Origin of the sequence: Streptomyces sp. NPDC006923 (assembly GCF_040635655.1) — a bacterium.
Lineage (GTDB): Bacteria > Actinomycetota > Actinomycetes > Streptomycetales > Streptomycetaceae > Streptomyces.
Map to the genome: position 1 here is coordinate 56,180 of NZ_JBEYIF010000022.1, position 17,796 is coordinate 73,975.

Below are 17,796 nucleotides of genomic sequence, written 5' to 3' on the forward strand. Positions count from 1 at the left end.
GGTGAGCATCAGTGGATCTGCGTCCCCAGTCCGGAGAAGAACTCGACGATGCCGTTGGCCGCGCCGAGGCCGAGCGCCGCGCCGGCCGCGACGGTCGCGCCTTTCTTCCCATTGGCTTCCGCTTGGTGGCCGCCGGTGTGGTGGCCCCAGGCCCACACCGCGAGGGATACCGCAAGGGCTCCGACGACAGCCACGATCCCGAAGAGATTGATCGAGTTGACGACGGTGCGCAGTACGTCCAGGCCGGGAAGACCACCACCCTTGGGCGAGACGCCTGGGTCGTAAGCGAGAGGGAAAAGCCGTTCTGCGGGAGGGATGGGAATAACGAAACTCCTTGCGTGTACAGGCCGGATGAGGCCCACGGGAAAGGCGGAAGTAGGGAAGCGGACGCCGGCTGCGGCGTGCCAGCCAGGCGGGCCGGGACGCCGACCGTGGAACGGTGTCTGGGTCAGACGACGCGGCGGGCGGCAAGGATCTGCCAGTCGTTGACCGGCTCGATCCGAACCGGACGGCCGGTGCGCGGTGCGTTGATCACCAGGCCGTGACCCATGTACATGCCGACGTGCTCGGGCCGCGCGGGGGTGCCGCGGGTGAACAGCAGGTCGCCTGGCCGCAGGTGGGTGAGTGGGACCGGCTTGCCTTCGCTGATTTGGGTGTAGGTGGTGCGGGTGAGGCTGATCCCTGCGTGGGCGTACGCCTGCTGCATGAGAGAGCTGCAGTCGCAGCGGCCCATCGGATCGGGACCGTGAGCACCGGTACAGGTACCACCCCACTGATAAGGGGTGCCGAGCTGATGCATCGCCCAGGTCAACGCCGTACGTACCGCTTTCGGAGCGTCCTTCGGGACTGTGTAGCCCTCGGGTACGGTCCCCTCGGGGAAGGGCCCGTACCCCGAACCGTCTTCACCCGGCTCACAATCACGGAGCAGGGCGGCTGCAGGGGAAGGGGCAGTGTCCGTACCGCCTCGCGGCAGGACGGCCGTGATGGCCTTCTGCAGCGCCCTCGCCAGTCCCTCCCACTGCGCGTACGCGTCGGGGAAAGCGGAGTGCTGGACTTCCTGGGCGGCTTGGGTGACGGTCAGCTGCTGCCAGCCGCTCACTTTGAGCAGTGCCGTGTAGAACTTGGTGCTTGCGAAGACGGGGTCACGGATCTGTTCGGGGGTGCCCCAGCCTTGGCTGGGGCGCTGTTGGAACAGCCCGAGTGAGTCGCGGTCGCCGTAGACCAGGTTGCGCAGGCGGGATTCCTGAAGCGCCGTGGCGATAGCGACGACCTGTCCCTGCGGGGGCACATGCAGGGAAATACCGGTGGCGACAATGACCTTGGCGTTCGGGATCTGTTCCGCGGGGAGGTCCAGGCCCTCGACATGGACGTGCGGATCCGAGCCCGTGCTGCTGAGGATCGAGGCGACCTGCCGGGTGACCGCGTCGATGTCGACGGCGGGGCCCACGGAGCATGAGGTGGTTGAGGCACCGCCGACCAGGGCGCCGGCGGTGCCGGCTAGGAGAAGGGGGGAGAGGCAGAGAACGCCGACAGCGGCGGCTACGCCCTTCAACCCCGGCCGCCTCCCGGCAACTCGTCGCTCTGCGGGCGGTGTTCGGCTGAAAGGAGGCATGCAATTGTCACGGGGTACGTCCCTGAAGTGAAACCGCGCGGTGCGCGGAACGGGGGCCGTTGCGGCAGGTCAAGGAGGAGCAAACGGCTGTGGTACGGCTGCGAGCTGCTTCTTGCGGCCCGTCCCGGCCGGGTCGGCTCAGGTGGAGCAAGGGCAGGGTGAACCTCCACGGTGGCGTGAGCTCGGGAAACCATCGGCGCTGTTCGCCGGGCAGATACAAAACTGTAGACCCGAATCACCGGTTGCCGAAATAATTCGCCGCCGTGGGCGCTAGTTCCAAGCGGATCTGTCCCGCGATAGCGCTCAACCGGGGATCCGGGTCTACAGTTTTAGTTCCTCCCCGCACACCCTGGCCTCACTTGCCGAGGCCGTGGCATGCCCGCATAAGCTGGAACGTCGGCTTATGGGCTGGACTACCGATCCCTCTCCTCTGTCCCGACCGTATTGGGGTACACCTTTGCCTTTTTCTCTCCATCAGGGCGACGCGCTGAGCGTCCTTTCCGGGCTGCCCGACGACTGCGTCGACTCTGTCATCACCGACCCGCCGTACAACAGCGGCGGGCGCACCGCGAAGGAACGCACCACGCGGACTCCCCGGCAGAAGTACATCTCCGCCGACGCCGGCCACACCCTCCCGGACTTCACCGGCGACACCATGGACCAGCGGTCCTACGGGTTCTGGCTCACCCAGATCATGACCGAGGCGCACCGTCTGACCAAGACCGGTGGCACCGCGCTGCTGTTCACCGACTGGCGGCAGCTGCCGGTCACCACCGACGCGCTGCAAGCGGCGGGCTGGCTGTGGCGCGGTGTCCTGGCCTGGCACAAGCCCGTGGTCCGGCCGCAGAAGGGCCGCTTCAAGCAGTCCTGCGAGTTCATCGTCTGGGGCTCCAACGGGGCCATCGACGGTGCGCGCAACCCCGTCTATCTGCCCGGTCTGTACTCGGCGTCGCAGCCTTCGGGCAAGCACCGGCAGCACATCACGCAAAAGCCTGTGACGGTGATGCGTGAGCTGGTCAAGATCTGCCCCCAAGGCGGCACGATCCTCGATTTCACCGCTGGGAGCGGCTCCACGGGCGTCGCCGCCCTGCTGGAGGGCCGCGACTTCATTGGCGTTGAAAAGACCCCCGAGTACGCCGAGATCGCTGCCGACCGGCTGACCGAAACAGTACGGCAGACCCTGTCTCAGGAAGACTTCGTTCTGTCCGCCTGAGTCCCACATTTCGCTGGACCGGACCACGGCTGACCGCTTCGGGGGATTTATAACACCTAATCCCCGGTTAGCGAAACCGGGGATCACGCGGATTGTAGTAGCCGCAATTCGCACCTCTCTGCAGCGCAAGGAGACCCATTCGTGTCTGAACCTCTAAGCCCCCGCGGGGAGGGCGAGTTGGAACCGGTCCGGCTACCGGACAACAGTCTGGAAAGCATCGAGACGAGCGTCCGCCGGCTCATGGACCAGACAGCGGAACAGGCCAGCCAACTCGGCGCTCTGGCTGTCGCCCCCGTCCAACCCCCCAACCCTTTCGCCGCTTTCGGCCTACCAAGCTCGGTGCCAGATATCCCGGCACGGACCGCCCCTGCGGACCCGAGGCCGATCCATGAGCTGGAGGGCGAGGAGTTCGAGAACGAGTTGGACACCCTGACCGACTGGGTGGACGACTTCCTCATGCGCATCTACGGCGCGGAGATCACCACCGCAGCCCCTTGGTGTGAGAAGTGGCAGCAGCACGACGACGTGGTGGCCTGGCTGCACGCCCTGTGGATGGCCTACCAGCAGCACAAGGACCCCGAGGCCGGGCTGTCCGGGATGTTTGTGTGGCACCGCGATTTCCTCACCCACGCGATGGCGGCCGTACGGGCGCCGGGCGGGCCACTGTCGGCCTGCATGACATCACCGGACCGTGCCGCCCATCGCCTCCTACACGGACCGGCCCGCTCGGAACGCTCCGCGCGCGTCGCCGCTGAGGACATGGACGCGCCTGGCGGGCAGGAAGGAGTCACCAGGTGACTGGGCAGGCGGCGTTCGGCCTCAGCTTTGATCCACGCGCCCTGGCCGACCTGCTGCAGGCACCTGAAGATACCCAGCACCTGGCGCTGGGAAGGCTCCGGGATCTCGTCAACTCCAAACTCTCTGGAGACCGGCTGACCGACGAACTGGACGGCTACCGCGCGGTTGACTTCGGTGACCGGACCGAATGGCGCCTTCTCTACGGCTACCGTCCGGCCCCGCCGACTTCCGCTTACGACACCGACATCCACGTCATCGCCGTACGCCCCGGATCCGGATGGAACGAGCACGACGCCGCCCGGATCCGGCTCGCTCGTACCCTCCGCCCGACGAGCGCGTTGACCTATGCCGCCCGGGCTCGCTCGCCGCAACTGGACGCCTGGCGAGCGGTCACCACAGCCCAGACATCGCCCCGCGCGCTGCCCGTTCTTATGGCCCCCCGCTCTCTCCGTCCCAGAAAGGCCATGCCCGTTGAAGGGTTTCCCCGCTCTCCTCGACTCGCTCGCTGACTCCGTCCTGACGGTCCAACCCGTCGAAGACAATCCGCACCACCGCGCCATCCTCGACACTTTTCTGGAACTCCGGGACCTGGACCGGCGCCTCCTCGACTTCGCGGCCCACAGCGGCCCGAACAAGCTCAGCGCCGCGGAACTGCTCGATCAGCTCACCGCACTGCTCGTCGAGCGTATGGCCGTCGGACCCGTCTTGACCCGTCTGATGTCCACCGACTGCTGCTGTGTAACCACCAAGGTGGGGCAGCCCGAGAAGGAGCACGACTCCCTGTCCTGCCCCGGCCAGCATCCGCAGCCGGCCAGCGTCGTGCACGCCGCCCTGTCCATTTTCAGGAGACTCGGCGACCCGGAAGCCGTAGCTTCGGGTGACCTGGTGACCGGCCTCCGGCAGATCCCGGGGGTGGCGGAGGGCCGCTGGCGCTACCGCGACCTGACTCAGTCCCGTCTCGCCCAGCTTCTGGCCCCCTACGAGGTCTCCACCCGGGACGTGACCCTGCCCGACGGGCGGCGCCGTAAGTCCTACCGGCGTTCCGCCCTGATCGCAGCCCTGCCGGACCGCTGACCTGCATCCGCCCACAGGCGGCCGGAAGGAGGTTCCGCTCTGGGATGCCGTCCAGAACAGGCCCGCGCTCCTGGGCCCCTGTGGCTGACCCATGGGACGCAGGCACGTCATACGCAAGGAGTCTCCTTCTTCATGTCCCTCCCCACCTTGCCGGTGGACAAAGCGCGGACAGCGCTCGATCACCGCATCGAAGCGGCGGTGGGCTGCAGCGTCGACCAGTTGTGGCAGCACCGCGAGCGCGGACTGCTCGACAAGCCGTCCTCCCGCCTGGCTGATGCTCACCGGGGTCTCGTTCGGGCGGAGACGTCCGTCACCTTCTACCGTTTCATGCTCCGCCGCCTGGCTTCCGGGAGGTTTCCGGTCAACCAGGCACTCTTCGCCCGCATCGACCGCACCGTCGGCCAGCTGCAGAAAGCCGCCACCGCCCGCGACGAGCACCAGCAGCTGGTTCTCGCCGCGCTTGGTCCCGTCGAGACCATGCGGGCACAAAAAACAATCCCTGAGGGAGCGGAACTGAGCGCGCCGGACTTCGCCGCGCTGCTGGCCATCACTCAAGGCGCAAAGCTGCATTATCACCTCCTTACCGGAAGGCTGTCGGTCGTGACGGCCTCTGGTGTCCGTGTCACCCCTTCCACGCTGGAGCGCCTGGAGGAGGCCGGGCTCGTGACTCGGGACGAGTCTCATCCGGTCCAAGCCGGGCAGCCCGTCACGGTCACAAACGTCGGCCGCACCACTCTGGCCGGCGTCCGCCGCCCCGGCATCGCCGCGGCGCCCCCATCGCCGCAGCCAGGCGCCTGGCCGATTGCCGGTCGCGCCCGCAGCTGAACCCACCAGCCCTGCCCGAGACCTGTGGGCAGGTCCGAACCGAAAGCTCTGATGCCCAAACCCGATTTCCGACTCGACGGCTACCGGGCGGTCAACGACGCAGCGGCGGAGCAGTTCTGTCGGCACATCACAGACAACGAGATCGACCTATGCGTCCTGGCTCAGCATCACACGCACGATGAACAGCACAGCTACTTCGTGCTTCATGACGAGGCCGGCACCTGGGGTGTCCCCGATGAGCCCCAGATCGTGGCCCTTCACCTTCGGCGTGACACCAGGTCCCGTACGTTCCGTTTCCAACACGCGAGGCTGCCGCTGCTCGCCATAGCCCAGTCCTGGCTGATCGCCCGAGGCTGCCCCAAGGACGCCGTCCGCCTTCCTCCAGGAACCGGAAGCACGCCAGCTGACGAGGCGACGAAGGCTCTCGAAGAACGTCTCCAGGACGACGGAGATCGCTTCGCCCTGCTCACCAGCTACACCGACGACTCCAGTACAAAGCCGCAGACCACCGTGCTTCTGCGCGCCGTTGCTGAGCGCACAACCTTTCCGTTCCGGGTGCTGCTGGAAGAGGCCGACCTCCTCTCTGGCACACACACCCTGCGCGAGAGCGCCTTCACTGATCTGAGTGCCGTGTCCGACTGGTGGGACCAACGCCGCAGCGGCGGGGTGATGCCTCTTCTTCCTCCGCCCCCGTCGGGGGATCTCTTCCGATCGCCGGAACTCCCGCCACCTCCTGCGCCGCCCACGAGACCCTCCGCACACGGGCGCTGAGCTCTGACCGCCTGCCTGCCGGCTCGGTGCGGGTCCTCTGGGTGAACCGCGGCCATTGATTCGCGAGCAGCATCCCCAACCGGCGCAACATAGCAGGCATTCCCCGGTTACCGAAAACGGGGTTTCTCCGGACTCTATTAATCGGCCCACGCAACTCCCTTGCGGGGTTTCGATTCGTGTCCTTCTTCTATCGGCTTGGAGGCCAAATCTTCATGCGCGCATCCTCCCGTATCGCTGCCCGCACCGCCGTTCTCGGCGCATTCGCGATCCCGCTCACATTCATCTCTCCGGCCGACGCGACACCGCAGGGGGTTCCATCCTCGGTCACGACGATCGCCTCGGGTACTCGGCCGTGCGACCGGCCCGGTCCCTGGGTGATCGGCACGTCAGCGGTCACGATCCGCTCCAAGGCAACGACGAATTCCACCGCACTCGGCGTGCTCTACCGGGGCCACAAGTTCACCGTTACCAAGTCCAGCGGCAATTGGCACTACATCACCGACAGGACCACCGGCGTGAAGGGCTGGGTGTCCGGTACCTACGTCTACCGCGACGCCTATTTCTGCCTCGACTAAAGCACCGCACCGCGAAAAGCGCGACTCACCCGATCCCAACACAGTCATGAAAGGAACTCACCGTGCCTGACGACGACGTGCTCGCCGTGGTCACCGAGCTGATCGAAAGTCACTTTCAGATGAGCCTTTCGGACCTGCGCCGCGCGGTCACAGCCGCACCACAGGCCAACAGCCAGGCGACCGCTGCCGTCCACTGGCATGGCCTCCTGGCGGAGTCCGAGGAGGCGTTGGCGCGGGCCGAGGACGACCTCATGACCGTGCTGATGGTGAAGGCGCCGGGGGAAGTCGATGAGCCGCCTTTCGACTTCGCACACCGGGTGAATCTCGCGGTGACGGTTCGGGACGGACGGGTGACGGTGATCCGCCACCTCCTCGACACGCCCGCCCCCGCCGGGTACGTGTGGAGCGGCTCGTCGCCGGAGGCCGGCCGAGCGCCAGCTCTCCAGACGAGACCGCCCGCTCGGCCCATGACCTCTGCGGCCCCTGCCCAAGGCGTAACACGGTGAATGTCGCGCACGTCCCAACCAACCAGGACCAGGCGCTCGAGGAAGCCTTCGGCGCCCCGGCCGCAGAGCTTTACAGCATAGTTTCCGGTATGGATACCTCCGCGACTTTGATGCGGGCGCTGGAGCTGCGGAGCTTCCTTGCGGTGGCCGAAGAACAGGCGGCCCGAGTCCGCGACCGTGTCCTCGCGGACACCGCCGACGACCACGACAGAGATGCCCTGACCACGGATGACCTGCGGTGGGACGCCCAATGGCTGGAGGCGGCGCTCACCGCCCGCGCCGACTACATCGCTGCCCTGGGCAAGTTGCTGCACGCCATGAGACCCGCCCCAGTGCCGGGCAGGCCACTGCGGTCCGCCCAGCAGAAAATCATCACCGGGCTGGCTCCGACCGGCCCGGCACCTGCGGGTGCCGGGCCGGCGCGCGAGCACCGATCGTGAAGGCCCAGCCCATGCCCCACCCGCACGCCCAGATCATCGCCGGGCGTATCGAGGACCTGTACGGGGCGCCGCTCGCTGACCTCGCAGCCAGAGCTGATGCCCTTCCCGTCAGTGGCATGCTCGCCGCCTTGCTCGGCAGTTACAACGACCTCGCCCTCTCTGAGCGGTCCATCGCCTTCCACCTACAGCGACTGCGTCAACTCAGTCATCCGGAAAGGGAAACCACTCCCTTCGACGCCGGCCACATCCTCGACTGCGCCCGTCGGATCGCCGAGGCCGTCGCAGTCCGCGACGCCCACACCAAGACGATGAGCGCTGTCCTGCAGAGCCTGCAACGCGTCCCTGCCCCGGACACCGGCTCCCCGGCCTCGGTACCAGCTCCGGCGCCAGTCCCGCCCGCTGCGCCGACGCATCATCCAGCCACCACCGCTCCTACCCGTTAAGGAGTTCCCCCCTTTGTCCACCACCCCTGTGCCCCGTACGACCCTCGCTGATCTGGAGCGCGTCGCGGAGTCGTTGGAGATGATCAGCACGCGCTGGAGAGTGTGGGTACTGATGACGCTGTCCGAGAAGCCATTGCGCTACACGGAGATCAAGTCCAAGTTGCCGTGGCTTCATGACGGCTCGCTCGCCCCCAAACTCCGCAAACTCTCGGAGAGTGGCCTGGTGGAGCGCACCGACTACGAAGCCCGGCACGTCACCTATGGTCTGACCGCACGCGGCACCGAGCTGATGCCGGTCCTGAAAGTGATCGCTGCCTGGGGCGACGCCTGCCTGGTGAAGGACACCGTTCTCAATCCGCTGACCGGCAGGCGGGAGCCGGAGCGTATTGCGTCGGCTCAGAACGTAGAGGACGCCCTTCTTTTGCTTACGCCGCGTCACACCACGGCCATTCTGTGGACGCTGCGGATGAGGGGAGTCACCAGCATCGCAGCTTTGGAAAGCGTCGTGATGCCGTCGCACGCACTCAACGCGATCTATCCGCCGTTGAGGCGGCTGGTCAAGGACGGGCTTGTCGAGAAGGACGAGGAGCACTGCGTTCAGCTCTCCGCCACGGGCCTCGCCCTCGCCCCTGTCTACCGCTCAGTCTCCGCCTGGGCAGCCGGACACCCGCTCAGCCGCGCTGGCACCCACCCGGTTTGGGGAGATCCGACACCACCGTCCCAGACCGGCCCGGGTACCCGGGCCAGCACCCAGGCAGGCATCCCAGCCTCAGCACCCCCGGGGGTCCGTGCTCCCGCTGTGCCGGCTCGGGCTCCGAAGGCCGCCTGGCAGTCGGGTGACCTGTTTTCCGCCTCGATACCCGCACGTCCGGCTGTCTTTTCGCCTGCCGGGGGTCAGCGCCGTTGACCCACAGCGAGATCCTCAACGCGGAGCAGGTGACCCGTGTGATCCGCGAGTTGTCGCTCCCCGGTCTTATCCGGTTGGTCAGCGAGATCGACGACAACGGGGCGATCGAGCACGGCATGCTTGGACGCACGTTCCCCGACCTCACCCGCCAGCAGATCCGCAACGCCCTCGCGGCCGGCCGCGAACTCCAACTGCTGCGGGAGGGCACCAGGGCCATGCCGTTCCTTCGGCTTACCCGTCGTGGCGCTGGACTCGCTGACGTGTACGACCAGCTTGCTCGCTGGGCCCGCACGCGCGACTACCCCAGCCGCACCAGCACGTTTGTCAGCCGCGTCCAGGGAACTCTTTCCCTCCTGGCCCAGAGATACAACGGCAACGCTCTCTTGCTCATCCGACACGCCGCACACCGCGTGGGGCCTGGCGCCAGCCTCGTGTCCGACGCGGGGTTGCAGCAGTCCTGGGCCGCACTGTCCCGGTGGGCGCAAGCCGCCCCGTCCACTGTCTCGGCGCCGGCGCAGTCCACTGTCGGCGGGGCGGACACCCCGAAGTGGGCCGCGTGAGAGCTGACGTCAGTCCGCGGGTGTTCGCCCGCCCGGACCGCTCCGGCCTGTGGCGCCGTATTTATCTCCCCCGCTCCGCCGACGCCGGCGCGACGGCGATGACTACGTATGGGATTCCTCTGCTGGTCCTGGCGACCACCGACTCGGCCGCGCTGACCGGCACCGCGTTCGCGCTGGAGTGGGTACCGCGCCTGGGGGCGTTCACGCTCGCTGGGGCGGTAGTGGACCGGTACGGCACGACGCGGGTATTCCGTCTCGCCTGCCTCGCCCGCGCCGTGGTGGTCATCGCCGCCGCGCTGCTCCTGTCCGCAGTGGGAGGCAACGGCGGAGCGACGGTCACGGTGATGGTCCTCGCCGCCTCGACCGGGGTGCTGTCGGAGTTTTCATACATCGCGGCGGAGACGGCGGGCGCTTCGGCCAGCAGGGAGGCCGGGGACCAGGCACACCGGGTGCAGTCAGCGCTGATGGGCATCGACCAGGCGGCTACGTTGTCGGGGCCCGCACTGGCCGGCCTCCTCCTTGAGCGGAGCGGAGCGACCGGGATGCTCAGCGCCGTCGCGTTCTTCTCCCTGCTCGGCGCCGGCCTCGCTCCCCGGCAGCCCGCCGTCCGGCCGACCGCTGCCCCAGTGCCGGCGATCACCGGGTTGCGAGCAGGCTGGGCCACCCTGCGGTCATTGCCGGCCCTGGGCTGGCTGGTGATGGGCGTGACCCTGTCGAACCTGTCGCTGGGCCTGCTCCAGGCCGCGACCCCCGTCATCGTGGTCAAGGAACTCGGCCACTCCAGCGCCGACGTCGGGCTCGTCTGGTCCGCCGCAGCCGGCGCGTCCCTGCTGGCCATCGCCCTGTGCCGCAAAGCCATTGACCGCAACGGTCTCTGGCCGGTCGGCGCGCTCTCGGGAGGCGTGGCCGCCTGCGCGTGCCTGGCCCTCTCCACCGCCCACCACTACACCATCTATCTGGTACTGACCTCGGCCCTCATGGTCGGCGAGGGCGGCATAACCGTCGTCCTGCGCACCGTGCGCTCCCACCTCATCCCGCCCGAGGCGTTCGGCAGCACCCTCTCCCTGACGATCCTGCTCCTCCTGCTGCCCTTCCCCCTCGCCGGAGTACTGGTGGCGATCACCCCGATCCATCTGCTCGGTCATGCCATGGCCTGCTGCGCCGTACTCCAGGCCGTCGGGCTCACCGTCGCCTTCACCCGGCTGCGCGCCTACCCCCTCCGACGCCCGTAGGAGCCATCTCTCCCGGAGACCTTTGGCGCCGCGCATCGACTTCAAATGAGCCGGGCGAGGTCGCCACACCGGATGCGTGTGCGCCACCACTCCGCCGGTCTCGCCCCACCGTGGCCCCGTCCCGTCCCTTCACTTCCTCGGAGTTCGTCCTTTGTTTCGACCTGTTGTTCTGGTAGTCGCTGCCGCCGATATGGACGCCGAGGCGTACCGCGGCTACTGCCTGGAAAGCGTGGCTGCCGCCTTCGATGTCGTGCTGATCACCGGTACTGAACCCACCTGGGAACGCCCCTTTCTCACGGACTGGGAGGTCGCCGACCCCACCGACCAGGCCGCGCTGTCCACCGCCGGCCACGCTCTGGCCGCACGCCACCAGCTGGCCGGGGTGGTGACGTGGACGGAGTGGTACCTCATCCCCGTCGCACGCCTCGCCCGGCAACTCGGCCTGCCCGCCGATCCGCCAGAGGTGATGCGGGCATGCCGCAACAAGGCCACCTCCCGGACCCTGTTCGCCCGCCACGGGGTCCCCTCCGCCGCGTCCATGGCCACGCGCTCCCCGCTGGAGGCCGCGCTCGCCGCCGAGACCATCGGCTACCCCGTCGTCCTCAAACCCGCCTCCCGCGCTGCCAGCATCGGCGTGATCCGCGCCGACCGTGCCGAAGAGCTTCCCGCCGCATGGGAGTTCGCCGCAGGCGGCGCGAGCCAGGACACGAAGAGTCCGCAGGTTCTGGTGGAGGAGTACCTCGACGGTCCCGAGGTCTCCGTCGAATGCGTCACCCACCGGGGCACGACCAGCGTCGTCGCTGTCACTCGCAAGACCGTCAGCCCGCCGCCGTTCTTCGAAGAGATGGCGCACTCGGTCGACGCGGCCGATCCGCTCCTCACCACGGTGGCTCCCGTCGCTACGGCAGCCATCAAGGCCCTCGGCATCAACGATGGGGTCAGCCACGTCGAGATGCGGCTGGTCGACGACCGCCCACGGCTGATCGAAGTCAACGGCCGGATTGCCGGTGACATGATCGGGCATCTGGTCCGCCTCGCCACCGGCATTGACCTACCGCGCGCCGCCGCGGACATCGCTTGCGGACGCACTCCCGACCTCAGCCCGACACAGCATCAGGCAGCGGCCATCCGACTGCTCTACCCGGACACCTCCGGCGTCCTCGCCGATCTCCGGCTGGACGAGACCGGCGAAGAGCCGTGGCTGGAACGCGTCCGCTTCCAGCGCCGTCCCGGCGACGAAGTACTGCTGCCGCAGGACGGCGGCGACATGTTCACCGCCCGGCTCGGCTTCCTCATCACCACCGCTCCGACCGGCCACCTCGCCCAGGCACGCGCCCAGGCCATCCAGCGGCGCCTCGCCGTCAGCGTCGCACCCCTCACCTGACCACGAGCAGCTGCCTTCCGACCGCCCGCGCAACGCTGATCCGCTGCCCGTCTCCACCGGATGTGAACATGCCCGACCCCGATCCGATTGACGGAGACGTCTATGTCTCCCCGCGCTACCTCGCAAGCTCCACCTACAACGGCGATCTCGCCCTCGCCCCGCTGCTCCACCTCGGTTGGGACCTGCGGCACGATGACCTCGCCAATGTGTATCTCAGCTCGCCCGACCACGGGGTCCGCCTCGGTTACCTGCCCGACGGCGAGGACGACGGCCTCTGGCGCATCAGTGCCTACAAGGACTCGTTCGGCCCGCCGACCTGGGGCGTCTGTTTCAACGACCGTGTCCCCACCGAGTTCGTGACCGCGTTCACCACCGTCCTCGCCGCGGCGTACGAGCAGGGACCGGACGCCTACCTCGCGCGGCCGGTCTCCGGGACCGACGAGCACGACCCCTTCCTCGCCATCGTCCCGCTCCTGAGACAGGGCTGGGAGATCGACCGTCCCCACCGGGGCGTCTTCGCGATCCAGGCCCCGGACGGGCTCGCCGGGATGGAGGTCACCACCGGGGACCTCGATCCGGCAGCCGAGCTGACTACCCGTGACGCCCGCTGGCACCTGTGGGCGGGCACCTCCATCGACCGGCCCGTCTGGTACGCCACCGCCAGCACCGACACCCCCGTCGCCCTGCTCACCGCTGTCACCCAGTGCGTCTCCGACCCGGCCCCGCTGCCCCGATGGCGCGAGGAGACATCCACCTACAGCGCGGGCATGGCCCAGCTCACCCCCATCCTGCCGCCGCAGCCGCCGGCTCCCACCCCCCTCGACGTCCGTCGGGCTGCCGCATCACGCCGCCCGGCTGCGCTCCCCGCGTCCAGCGTCCCGCGCTGGAGCACGACAAGCCGACCGGCCCTGCCCGGCCCACGTCGCTGATGCCGCCCCGATCTTGACCGAAGATCCCTCTTGTCCTTGCCCGATCCCTTCGAGGACTCCGGCCCTGCGCAGACCAGGGGGTTCTCCCATGTCACCTGGCCGTGCAACCCAGTTACTCAGCCACCGCCCTGCTGCCGCCAGCGGCCCCGGTCTCTGGGCGGACCCGATGACCTCACCGTCGCCTGATCAAGGAGCCTTTCCCGTGCATGCTCGTTTCGTCCGTAGCGCCGTCCGATCCGCCGCCTTCGCGGCCGCCATGACCGGGACCCTCACATGGGCGCCAGCCGCGACCGCCCAGACGTCCGATCCGCCGCCCGCCGCGCCTGCTCCTCCCGCCGAGACTCCCATCCCGGATACGGGGAGCATCGTGATCACGAAGAAGGACACAACGGGAGAAGTCCTCCCGGGCGCCGTGTTCCTGCTGCTGGACGCTGACGGCCGGGAGGCTGGGCGTGGGGAGACCGATTTGCGAGGGGAGCTGGCCTTCCGCAACCTTGCCCCCGGGGTCTACCGGCTGAAGGAGACCTCTTCCGGCAGCCCGCTCCATGAGGTCGTTGCCGACCAGGACGTCATCGTCACCCCGGGCGCGACCACACGGCTGACGATCACCGATCTGGTCAAGGCCGCCAAGGTCCTCCTGCGGGCCAAGGATGAGAAGACCGGCAAGCTCCTGCCCGGCGCGACCGTGAACATCGGCAGCGGAGACAGGATGCTGCTCACTCTCACCACCGGGGCCAAGGGCACGGCTTCCGGCAAGCTGCCAATGTCGAGCCGGACGACGACGCAGTTCTGGGTCAGGCAAATCACGGCCCCCGCCGGCTACGACCTCTACAAGCCGTCCAAGTCGTTCACCGCGGGCCCTGGCGCCCCGGTGACCGTGACCATTACCAACGCCGCGACCGCCCCCAAGCCCGACCTCTCGGGCAAGCCGACACACGAGTCCACCGGCACCCCGTCCACTCCTGCGGGCAAGTCGGGCACTAGTGATACTGGCGGGGCGAAGCACTCCGCGACTGGCATCAGCGCGCCAGACGCCGAATCCTCGCCCACCGCAGCGACGACCCCGGCCAGTGATACGACACCGAAAGCACCGGCAGGCTCCCTCGCCCACACCGGCGCCGACGCCACCCCGTGGATCGCCGGAGGCGCGGGCCTCCTCGTTGCCCTCGGCGTCCTCACCCTGGCCGTCACCCGCCGTCGCACGCCGGCCGAGCCGGACGACAACAGCAAGACCAGCTAACCGAATCCAGACACCGCCAGCAGGCCCCCGGGGACGCCCGGACCCTGGGGCCTCTATCCGGCCGCTCAGCCGGATGGGCTCAACCGAAATATCCTGCGGCCTCTGGCTGTGTTTCAGCCATGAGATCCGTCCAGCGTTGGCGGGTGACGAAAAAGCAGACAAGTAATTCACGCCACGCGTAGAAGCTGCCCGTGCCTCAGCGCGGCAGCCGCTGTTACCGGTTCCCTCCGATCGTGGTCGCGCTGCGGGCTGCCCGAACCGGGACGGCAGCTAATGACCGACGCCGCCCCGGTATCGAATGTGGTGGCTGGCCCCGTGAGATGGTCCCGATTCTGGTGGCCTGCGGCTTGGCCCGGCCCAATCGGTCCGTCATCGTCAGCGAGACAGCGCTACGCTCTCCGAGGCCAAGTAACCCGGATAATGGGGGGCATTAGCCAACGGTGAGGAGATGCTCCGCCCCGGAACCAGGGGCGTGAGCCTGCCAGTACGCGCATCCGCGACGTAGCCCCGCTGGCCTTCGTCGAACGGCACTACCTTACCGTCCGGGTCTGCGAACCCGATGAGGGCGTAGCGCCCAGTTTTGGGATCCATCTCGTACGCCATGCCCCAGCCGGCCGCTGCCGCTGTCGCTCCTGCTGAGGTGATGCCGACATCCTTCGGGCTCGTGGCCGTGGTGGGGCTGGCGCTTGCTGCCACCCCTAAAACAGCGGATACCGCGAGGTAGGGCAGAAGTTTCATGGCTCTCCTTCAGGCTAACTTTCAGACAACCCCGCAAGCATAGGGTGTGAGGCTCGCCCGCCGCGCAACGGTTTTAAACAGGCCACCTAACGCCAGTGTCTCAAAGTGATCGAATAATCACCTAGCGCCATCGCGTGTCCCGCTGTAATTTTGATCTCTGTGAGGGCCGCGAGCAGCGTGGTCTCAGTTTTCTGGAGTTCAAATGAAATCGCCTAAGAAGGCCGTTGCAATAGCTGTCTTGGCTGTCGGCAGCCTGCTTGTGGGGACCATGCCAGCCTCGGCGGCGGACGGAAATACTAACGCTGAGGTGAAGTCGTTAACGTGGGTGGGAGAGGCTGTTCCCAGTGAGGAGGCGCCGGCAGGGAAGGTTGCCCATTACCAAGCGGACCCCGAGGCTGGCACGATCACCTTTCTCGGATTCGTAGCCCCCGAGCCTGAGTTCACCACGTCCATCGTGGAACACAATCCTCCCCAATCCGGCGACTGCATACTTTCTCCGACGGGCACCCCGTACGCCTCCTACGGTTTCCGTGGGGCGGGAACAAAAAGCGGGACTTGGTCGAACAGAAAGCGGATAACCGGAGGCGTAGAGCGGTGCGCGGGTACTTATCACGCGCAGAGCGGGGGCAGTAGCATGAACACGCCCACCCTTGCGTCGGGCGCTTTCATCGACTTCACGTCTGCCGCCGTGTTCACGCAGGTGCGCATCTAGGGTTTGTCCGGACGATCGACCATCTTCCATGGCCCGAAGTCCAGCAGATTAGCGGTGAGGCGGGGCGCCTGATCGACCGATAGCACGTAGGCCAGCGATACGCACAGCAGGCGGCTCCCCCCGCTCGTCGCGGAGGGGGCCGCCGTCGTGACTGCGCGCTACCGTAATCGTCCGAGGCCCCGGCCCACATCTCACATCAGGGATGTCAGTGCCTCGGTCGCTTGGCAGTCCCGGCACAATGCTGGTCGCGGATGCCGCAGCACGCCGACAGCACACAGGGGAATTTCGCCGCCGCTCCAATAGCCGGGCAGTCGTGGATTGAACAATGGGGGGCCAGGTCAGCGAACGCAGCGGCGCGAGGTTATCTGCCGTACCCGTCAAGGTCAACGTGATCCGAACGGCTCCTGCGCAAGCTCGGGCCGCTCGCCGCTCGCCGCTCGCCACTTCCGCCTTCGACGTCCCCTTCTCGCCTCGACTATGCCCAGGGCACAGGCCGCGTGGAGTTCGCCGAGATCGTCGGGAACTACGTCGCGAACGAGGCCGCGCTCTGCCACATCCGCACCCACTGCTCGGAAAGCCGGCCGGTGGACGTCGTCCTCTTTGGCAGAATGGAGCACGTCGAGGGCTTCCGTCCCGGCGAGGCGATCGGGGCCGGCTGGGTCTCGTCCGCCGTACCGGCGATCGAGGAGCTGCTGCGCAGCCGGGGCGCCGAAAACACCTGGCAGTGGGACGACGACCAGTCCCGCGCCGTGGAACCCTGAAGATCGCGGTCCAGCAGGGCCAGCGTCCCGGCCAAGAATACGAGGGCCGGCCGTGGACCCGCAGATACGCCCTCGGTCACGACTGCCATGCCCACTGGTGTGCCGAGGTCTACAAGGACGTCGTTCTGGACGACGACCGCTGGAATCTCGCCGTCGAACCGGGGATGGCCGGCGCCCACTGTGATCCGCGAGCTCGTCGAGCCGACCGGGGATCCACAGAAGGTGATCTCCATCGCCGATCTCGGCGCGCCGGCGCTCGGTGTCCGGTTCTCCGGCGTAGCCGGGAGCGTGCCGGAAGCGCTAGGCACTGTCTCTTAGATCGGTCCGTGAGATCGTCGTGCTCGTGATCGAGTCCTGGGTGATCAATGACGACAGCCCTGTCTCTGTGTCGTCCGAGGTGGTGCGGGAGGCCCTTCGGCGGAGGGTCGACAGCGGGCAGCTTGAGACGTGGCTGACCAGTTCGTCCGGACGGTTGCTTGCCTTCGTGACGAATGCCGAGCGCGCGATGGTGATGCTGCTCGAAGAAGAGGGTGATCCCGGCGAGCATGCCGTGGACCCCGGAGCCGAGGGGGCGAGCGACGGGTTCGTCCTGTCCAACGGGCAGCACGACGAGTACCCAGACCAGGACACCGTGCCCGTCGGTGAGGCATTCGGGCTCGTGGAGCACATTGTTGGAACAGGCGCGTGGCCGACCGGCGCGCGATGGGTAGTCGATCGCTGAGCGGGCTATCGCCGTGCCCAGATAAGGATGGCGGCGAGGTGGAGTGCAGCCTGGTAGGCGAGGGCGAGCTTGTCCGTTTGCATGGCTAGACCGCGCCACTGCTTAAGCCGGTTGATGCATCGCTCGACCGCGTTGCGCTGCTTGTACCTCTCGGCATCGAAGGCTGGTGGGCGACCGCCGGCGCTGCCTCGCCGCAGACGGTGGCCGACCTGGTCGGACGGCTGAGGAATGACAGCGCGGATACTCCGACGACGAAGATGTGAGCTTGATCCGCTTTGGCGGACATCCGAGATCAGGGGTTCGTCCCCGGGAGGATGTCCATCATGGAGAGCATGGGGAAGAAGAAGCCTCGCCC

General features: G+C 67.6%; 21 protein-coding genes and 2 pseudogenes. 19 read left to right on the forward strand and 4 right to left on the reverse strand.

Annotation, left to right across the window (positions count from 1 at the left end; translation table 11 throughout):
- Positions 1-8 precede the first annotated feature (8 nt).
- Both ABZ707_RS30215 and ABZ707_RS30220 read right to left on the reverse strand, forming a co-directional pair.
- Positions 9-323: a DUF6112 family protein gene (locus ABZ707_RS30215; RefSeq protein WP_360181012.1), complete on the reverse strand. Its 315-nt coding sequence runs from the start codon at positions 321-323 to the stop codon at positions 9-11.
- Between the two features lie 125 nt (positions 324-448).
- Positions 449-1,552, reverse strand: a complete 1,104-nt coding sequence (locus tag ABZ707_RS30220) for a C40 family peptidase (RefSeq protein ID WP_360180975.1) — start codon at positions 1,550-1,552, stop codon at positions 449-451.
- 517 nt (positions 1,553-2,069) lie between these two features.
- Between ABZ707_RS30220 and ABZ707_RS30225 the strand changes: the two genes are divergently transcribed.
- The 16 genes from ABZ707_RS30225 to ABZ707_RS30300 all read left to right on the forward strand — a co-directional run bounded on the left by ABZ707_RS30225 (position 2,070) and on the right by ABZ707_RS30300 (position 14,509).
- Entirely contained in the window at positions 2,070-2,825 is a 756-nt protein-coding gene (locus ABZ707_RS30225; RefSeq protein ID WP_360181014.1) for a site-specific DNA-methyltransferase, read from the forward strand.
- 141 nt (positions 2,826-2,966) lie between these two features.
- Positions 2,967-3,623, forward strand: coding sequence for a DUF4913 domain-containing protein (locus ABZ707_RS30230; RefSeq protein WP_360180977.1), 657 nt, complete (start codon positions 2,967-2,969; stop codon positions 3,621-3,623).
- Complete coding sequence (locus ABZ707_RS30235) at positions 3,620-4,132, forward strand: hypothetical protein (protein WP_360180979.1); 513 nt, start codon at positions 3,620-3,622, stop codon at positions 4,130-4,132. Before ABZ707_RS30230 ends, ABZ707_RS30235 begins: the two co-directional genes overlap by 4 nt.
- The gene (locus tag ABZ707_RS30240; protein ID WP_360180981.1) at positions 4,095-4,697 is read left to right on the forward strand and encodes a DUF3631 domain-containing protein; all 603 of its coding nucleotides are present in this window, start codon (positions 4,095-4,097) and stop codon (positions 4,695-4,697) included. Before ABZ707_RS30235 ends, ABZ707_RS30240 begins: the two co-directional genes overlap by 38 nt.
- 132 nt (positions 4,698-4,829) lie before the next feature.
- Positions 4,830-5,522 carry a hypothetical protein gene (locus tag ABZ707_RS30245; protein ID WP_360180983.1) on the forward strand — a complete coding sequence of 231 codons (693 nt, stop codon included), beginning with the start codon at positions 4,830-4,832 and terminating at the stop codon, positions 5,520-5,522.
- Positions 5,523-5,573: 51 nt separating this feature from the next.
- Entirely contained in the window at positions 5,574-6,293 is a 720-nt protein-coding gene (locus ABZ707_RS30250; protein ID WP_360180985.1) for a hypothetical protein, read from the forward strand.
- Between the two features lie 212 nt (positions 6,294-6,505).
- Positions 6,506-6,868, forward strand: coding sequence for an SH3 domain-containing protein (locus tag ABZ707_RS30255; protein WP_360181016.1), 363 nt, complete (start codon positions 6,506-6,508; stop codon positions 6,866-6,868).
- Between the two features lie 62 nt (positions 6,869-6,930).
- Positions 6,931-7,374 carry a hypothetical protein gene (locus ABZ707_RS30260; RefSeq protein ID WP_360180987.1) on the forward strand — a complete coding sequence of 148 codons (444 nt, stop codon included), beginning with the start codon at positions 6,931-6,933 and terminating at the stop codon, positions 7,372-7,374.
- Positions 7,371-7,814, forward strand: coding sequence for a hypothetical protein (locus tag ABZ707_RS30265; RefSeq protein WP_360180989.1), 444 nt, complete (start codon positions 7,371-7,373; stop codon positions 7,812-7,814). The genes ABZ707_RS30260 and ABZ707_RS30265 overlap by 4 nt, the downstream gene beginning before the upstream one ends.
- Positions 7,815-7,825: 11 nt before the next feature.
- Entirely contained in the window at positions 7,826-8,257 is a 432-nt protein-coding gene (locus ABZ707_RS30270) for a hypothetical protein (RefSeq protein WP_360180991.1), read from the forward strand.
- A gap of 13 nt (positions 8,258-8,270) precedes the next feature.
- Positions 8,271-9,164, forward strand: coding sequence for a winged helix-turn-helix transcriptional regulator (locus ABZ707_RS30275; RefSeq protein WP_360180993.1), 894 nt, complete (start codon positions 8,271-8,273; stop codon positions 9,162-9,164).
- A complete protein-coding gene (locus ABZ707_RS30280; protein ID WP_360180994.1) occupies positions 9,161-9,724 on the forward strand; it encodes a hypothetical protein in 564 nt (187 codons plus the stop codon). Before ABZ707_RS30275 ends, ABZ707_RS30280 begins: the two co-directional genes overlap by 4 nt.
- Positions 9,721-10,956, forward strand: coding sequence for an MFS transporter (locus ABZ707_RS30285; RefSeq protein ID WP_360180996.1), 1,236 nt, complete (start codon positions 9,721-9,723; stop codon positions 10,954-10,956). The genes ABZ707_RS30280 and ABZ707_RS30285 overlap by 4 nt, the downstream gene beginning before the upstream one ends.
- Positions 10,957-11,146: 190 nt before the next feature.
- Positions 11,147-12,340, forward strand: coding sequence for an ATP-grasp domain-containing protein (locus ABZ707_RS30290; protein WP_360180998.1), 1,194 nt, complete (start codon positions 11,147-11,149; stop codon positions 12,338-12,340).
- Between the two features lie 68 nt (positions 12,341-12,408).
- Positions 12,409-13,269 carry a DUF317 domain-containing protein gene (locus ABZ707_RS30295; protein WP_360181000.1) on the forward strand — a complete coding sequence of 287 codons (861 nt, stop codon included), beginning with the start codon at positions 12,409-12,411 and terminating at the stop codon, positions 13,267-13,269.
- A 202-nt stretch (positions 13,270-13,471) separates the two neighbouring features.
- On the forward strand, positions 13,472-14,509 hold the full coding sequence (locus tag ABZ707_RS30300; RefSeq protein WP_360181002.1) for a SpaA isopeptide-forming pilin-related protein: 1,038 nt from the start codon (positions 13,472-13,474) through the stop codon (positions 14,507-14,509).
- A 375-nt stretch (positions 14,510-14,884) separates the two neighbouring features.
- On the opposite strand, the gene ABZ707_RS30305 is transcribed toward ABZ707_RS30300, so the two are convergent.
- A complete protein-coding gene (locus tag ABZ707_RS30305; RefSeq protein WP_360181004.1) occupies positions 14,885-15,247 on the reverse strand; it encodes a hypothetical protein in 363 nt (120 codons plus the stop codon).
- Between the two features lie 1,209 nt (positions 15,248-16,456).
- Here ABZ707_RS30305 and ABZ707_RS30310 point away from each other — a divergent pair.
- The 3 genes and pseudogenes from ABZ707_RS30310 (at position 16,457) to ABZ707_RS30320 (ending at position 17,441) form a co-directional block, all read left to right on the forward strand.
- On the forward strand, positions 16,457-16,720 hold the full coding sequence (locus ABZ707_RS30310; protein WP_360181006.1) for a hypothetical protein: 264 nt from the start codon (positions 16,457-16,459) through the stop codon (positions 16,718-16,720).
- A 180-nt stretch (positions 16,721-16,900) separates the two neighbouring features.
- Positions 16,901-17,090: pseudogene (locus ABZ707_RS30315) on the forward strand (NADP-dependent oxidoreductase); the annotation flags it as partial.
- Positions 17,064-17,441, forward strand: coding sequence for a hypothetical protein (locus ABZ707_RS30320; protein WP_360181018.1), 378 nt, complete (start codon positions 17,064-17,066; stop codon positions 17,439-17,441). The pseudogene ABZ707_RS30315 and the gene ABZ707_RS30320, both read left to right, overlap by 27 nt.
- Before the next feature lie 5 nt (positions 17,442-17,446).
- On the opposite strand, the pseudogene ABZ707_RS30325 reads toward ABZ707_RS30320, so the two are convergent.
- A pseudogene (locus tag ABZ707_RS30325) lies at positions 17,447-17,698 on the reverse strand (transposase); the annotation flags it as partial.
- Positions 17,699-17,796: the final 98 nt, after the last annotated feature.

Excerpts from the sequence above, each read along its gene's own strand:
- ABZ707_RS30245 (WP_360180983.1), top strand. The coding sequence starts at position 4,830 with ATGTCCCTCCCCACCTTGCCGGTGGACAAAGCGCGGACAGCGCTCGAT.
- ABZ707_RS30250 (WP_360180985.1), top strand. The coding sequence starts at position 5,574 with ATGCCCAAACCCGATTTCCGACTCGACGGCTACCGGGCGGTCAACGAC.
- ABZ707_RS30255 (WP_360181016.1), top strand. The coding sequence starts at position 6,506 with ATGCGCGCATCCTCCCGTATCGCTGCCCGCACCGCCGTTCTCGGCGCA.
- ABZ707_RS30270 (WP_360180991.1), top strand. The coding sequence starts at position 7,826 with ATGCCCCACCCGCACGCCCAGATCATCGCCGGGCGTATCGAGGACCTG.
- ABZ707_RS30290 (WP_360180998.1), top strand. The coding sequence starts at position 11,147 with ATGGACGCCGAGGCGTACCGCGGCTACTGCCTGGAAAGCGTGGCTGCC.
- ABZ707_RS30295 (WP_360181000.1), top strand. The coding sequence starts at position 12,409 with ATGCCCGACCCCGATCCGATTGACGGAGACGTCTATGTCTCCCCGCGC.
- ABZ707_RS30305 (WP_360181004.1), bottom strand. The coding sequence starts at position 15,247 with ATGAAACTTCTGCCCTACCTCGCGGTATCCGCTGTTTTAGGGGTGGCA.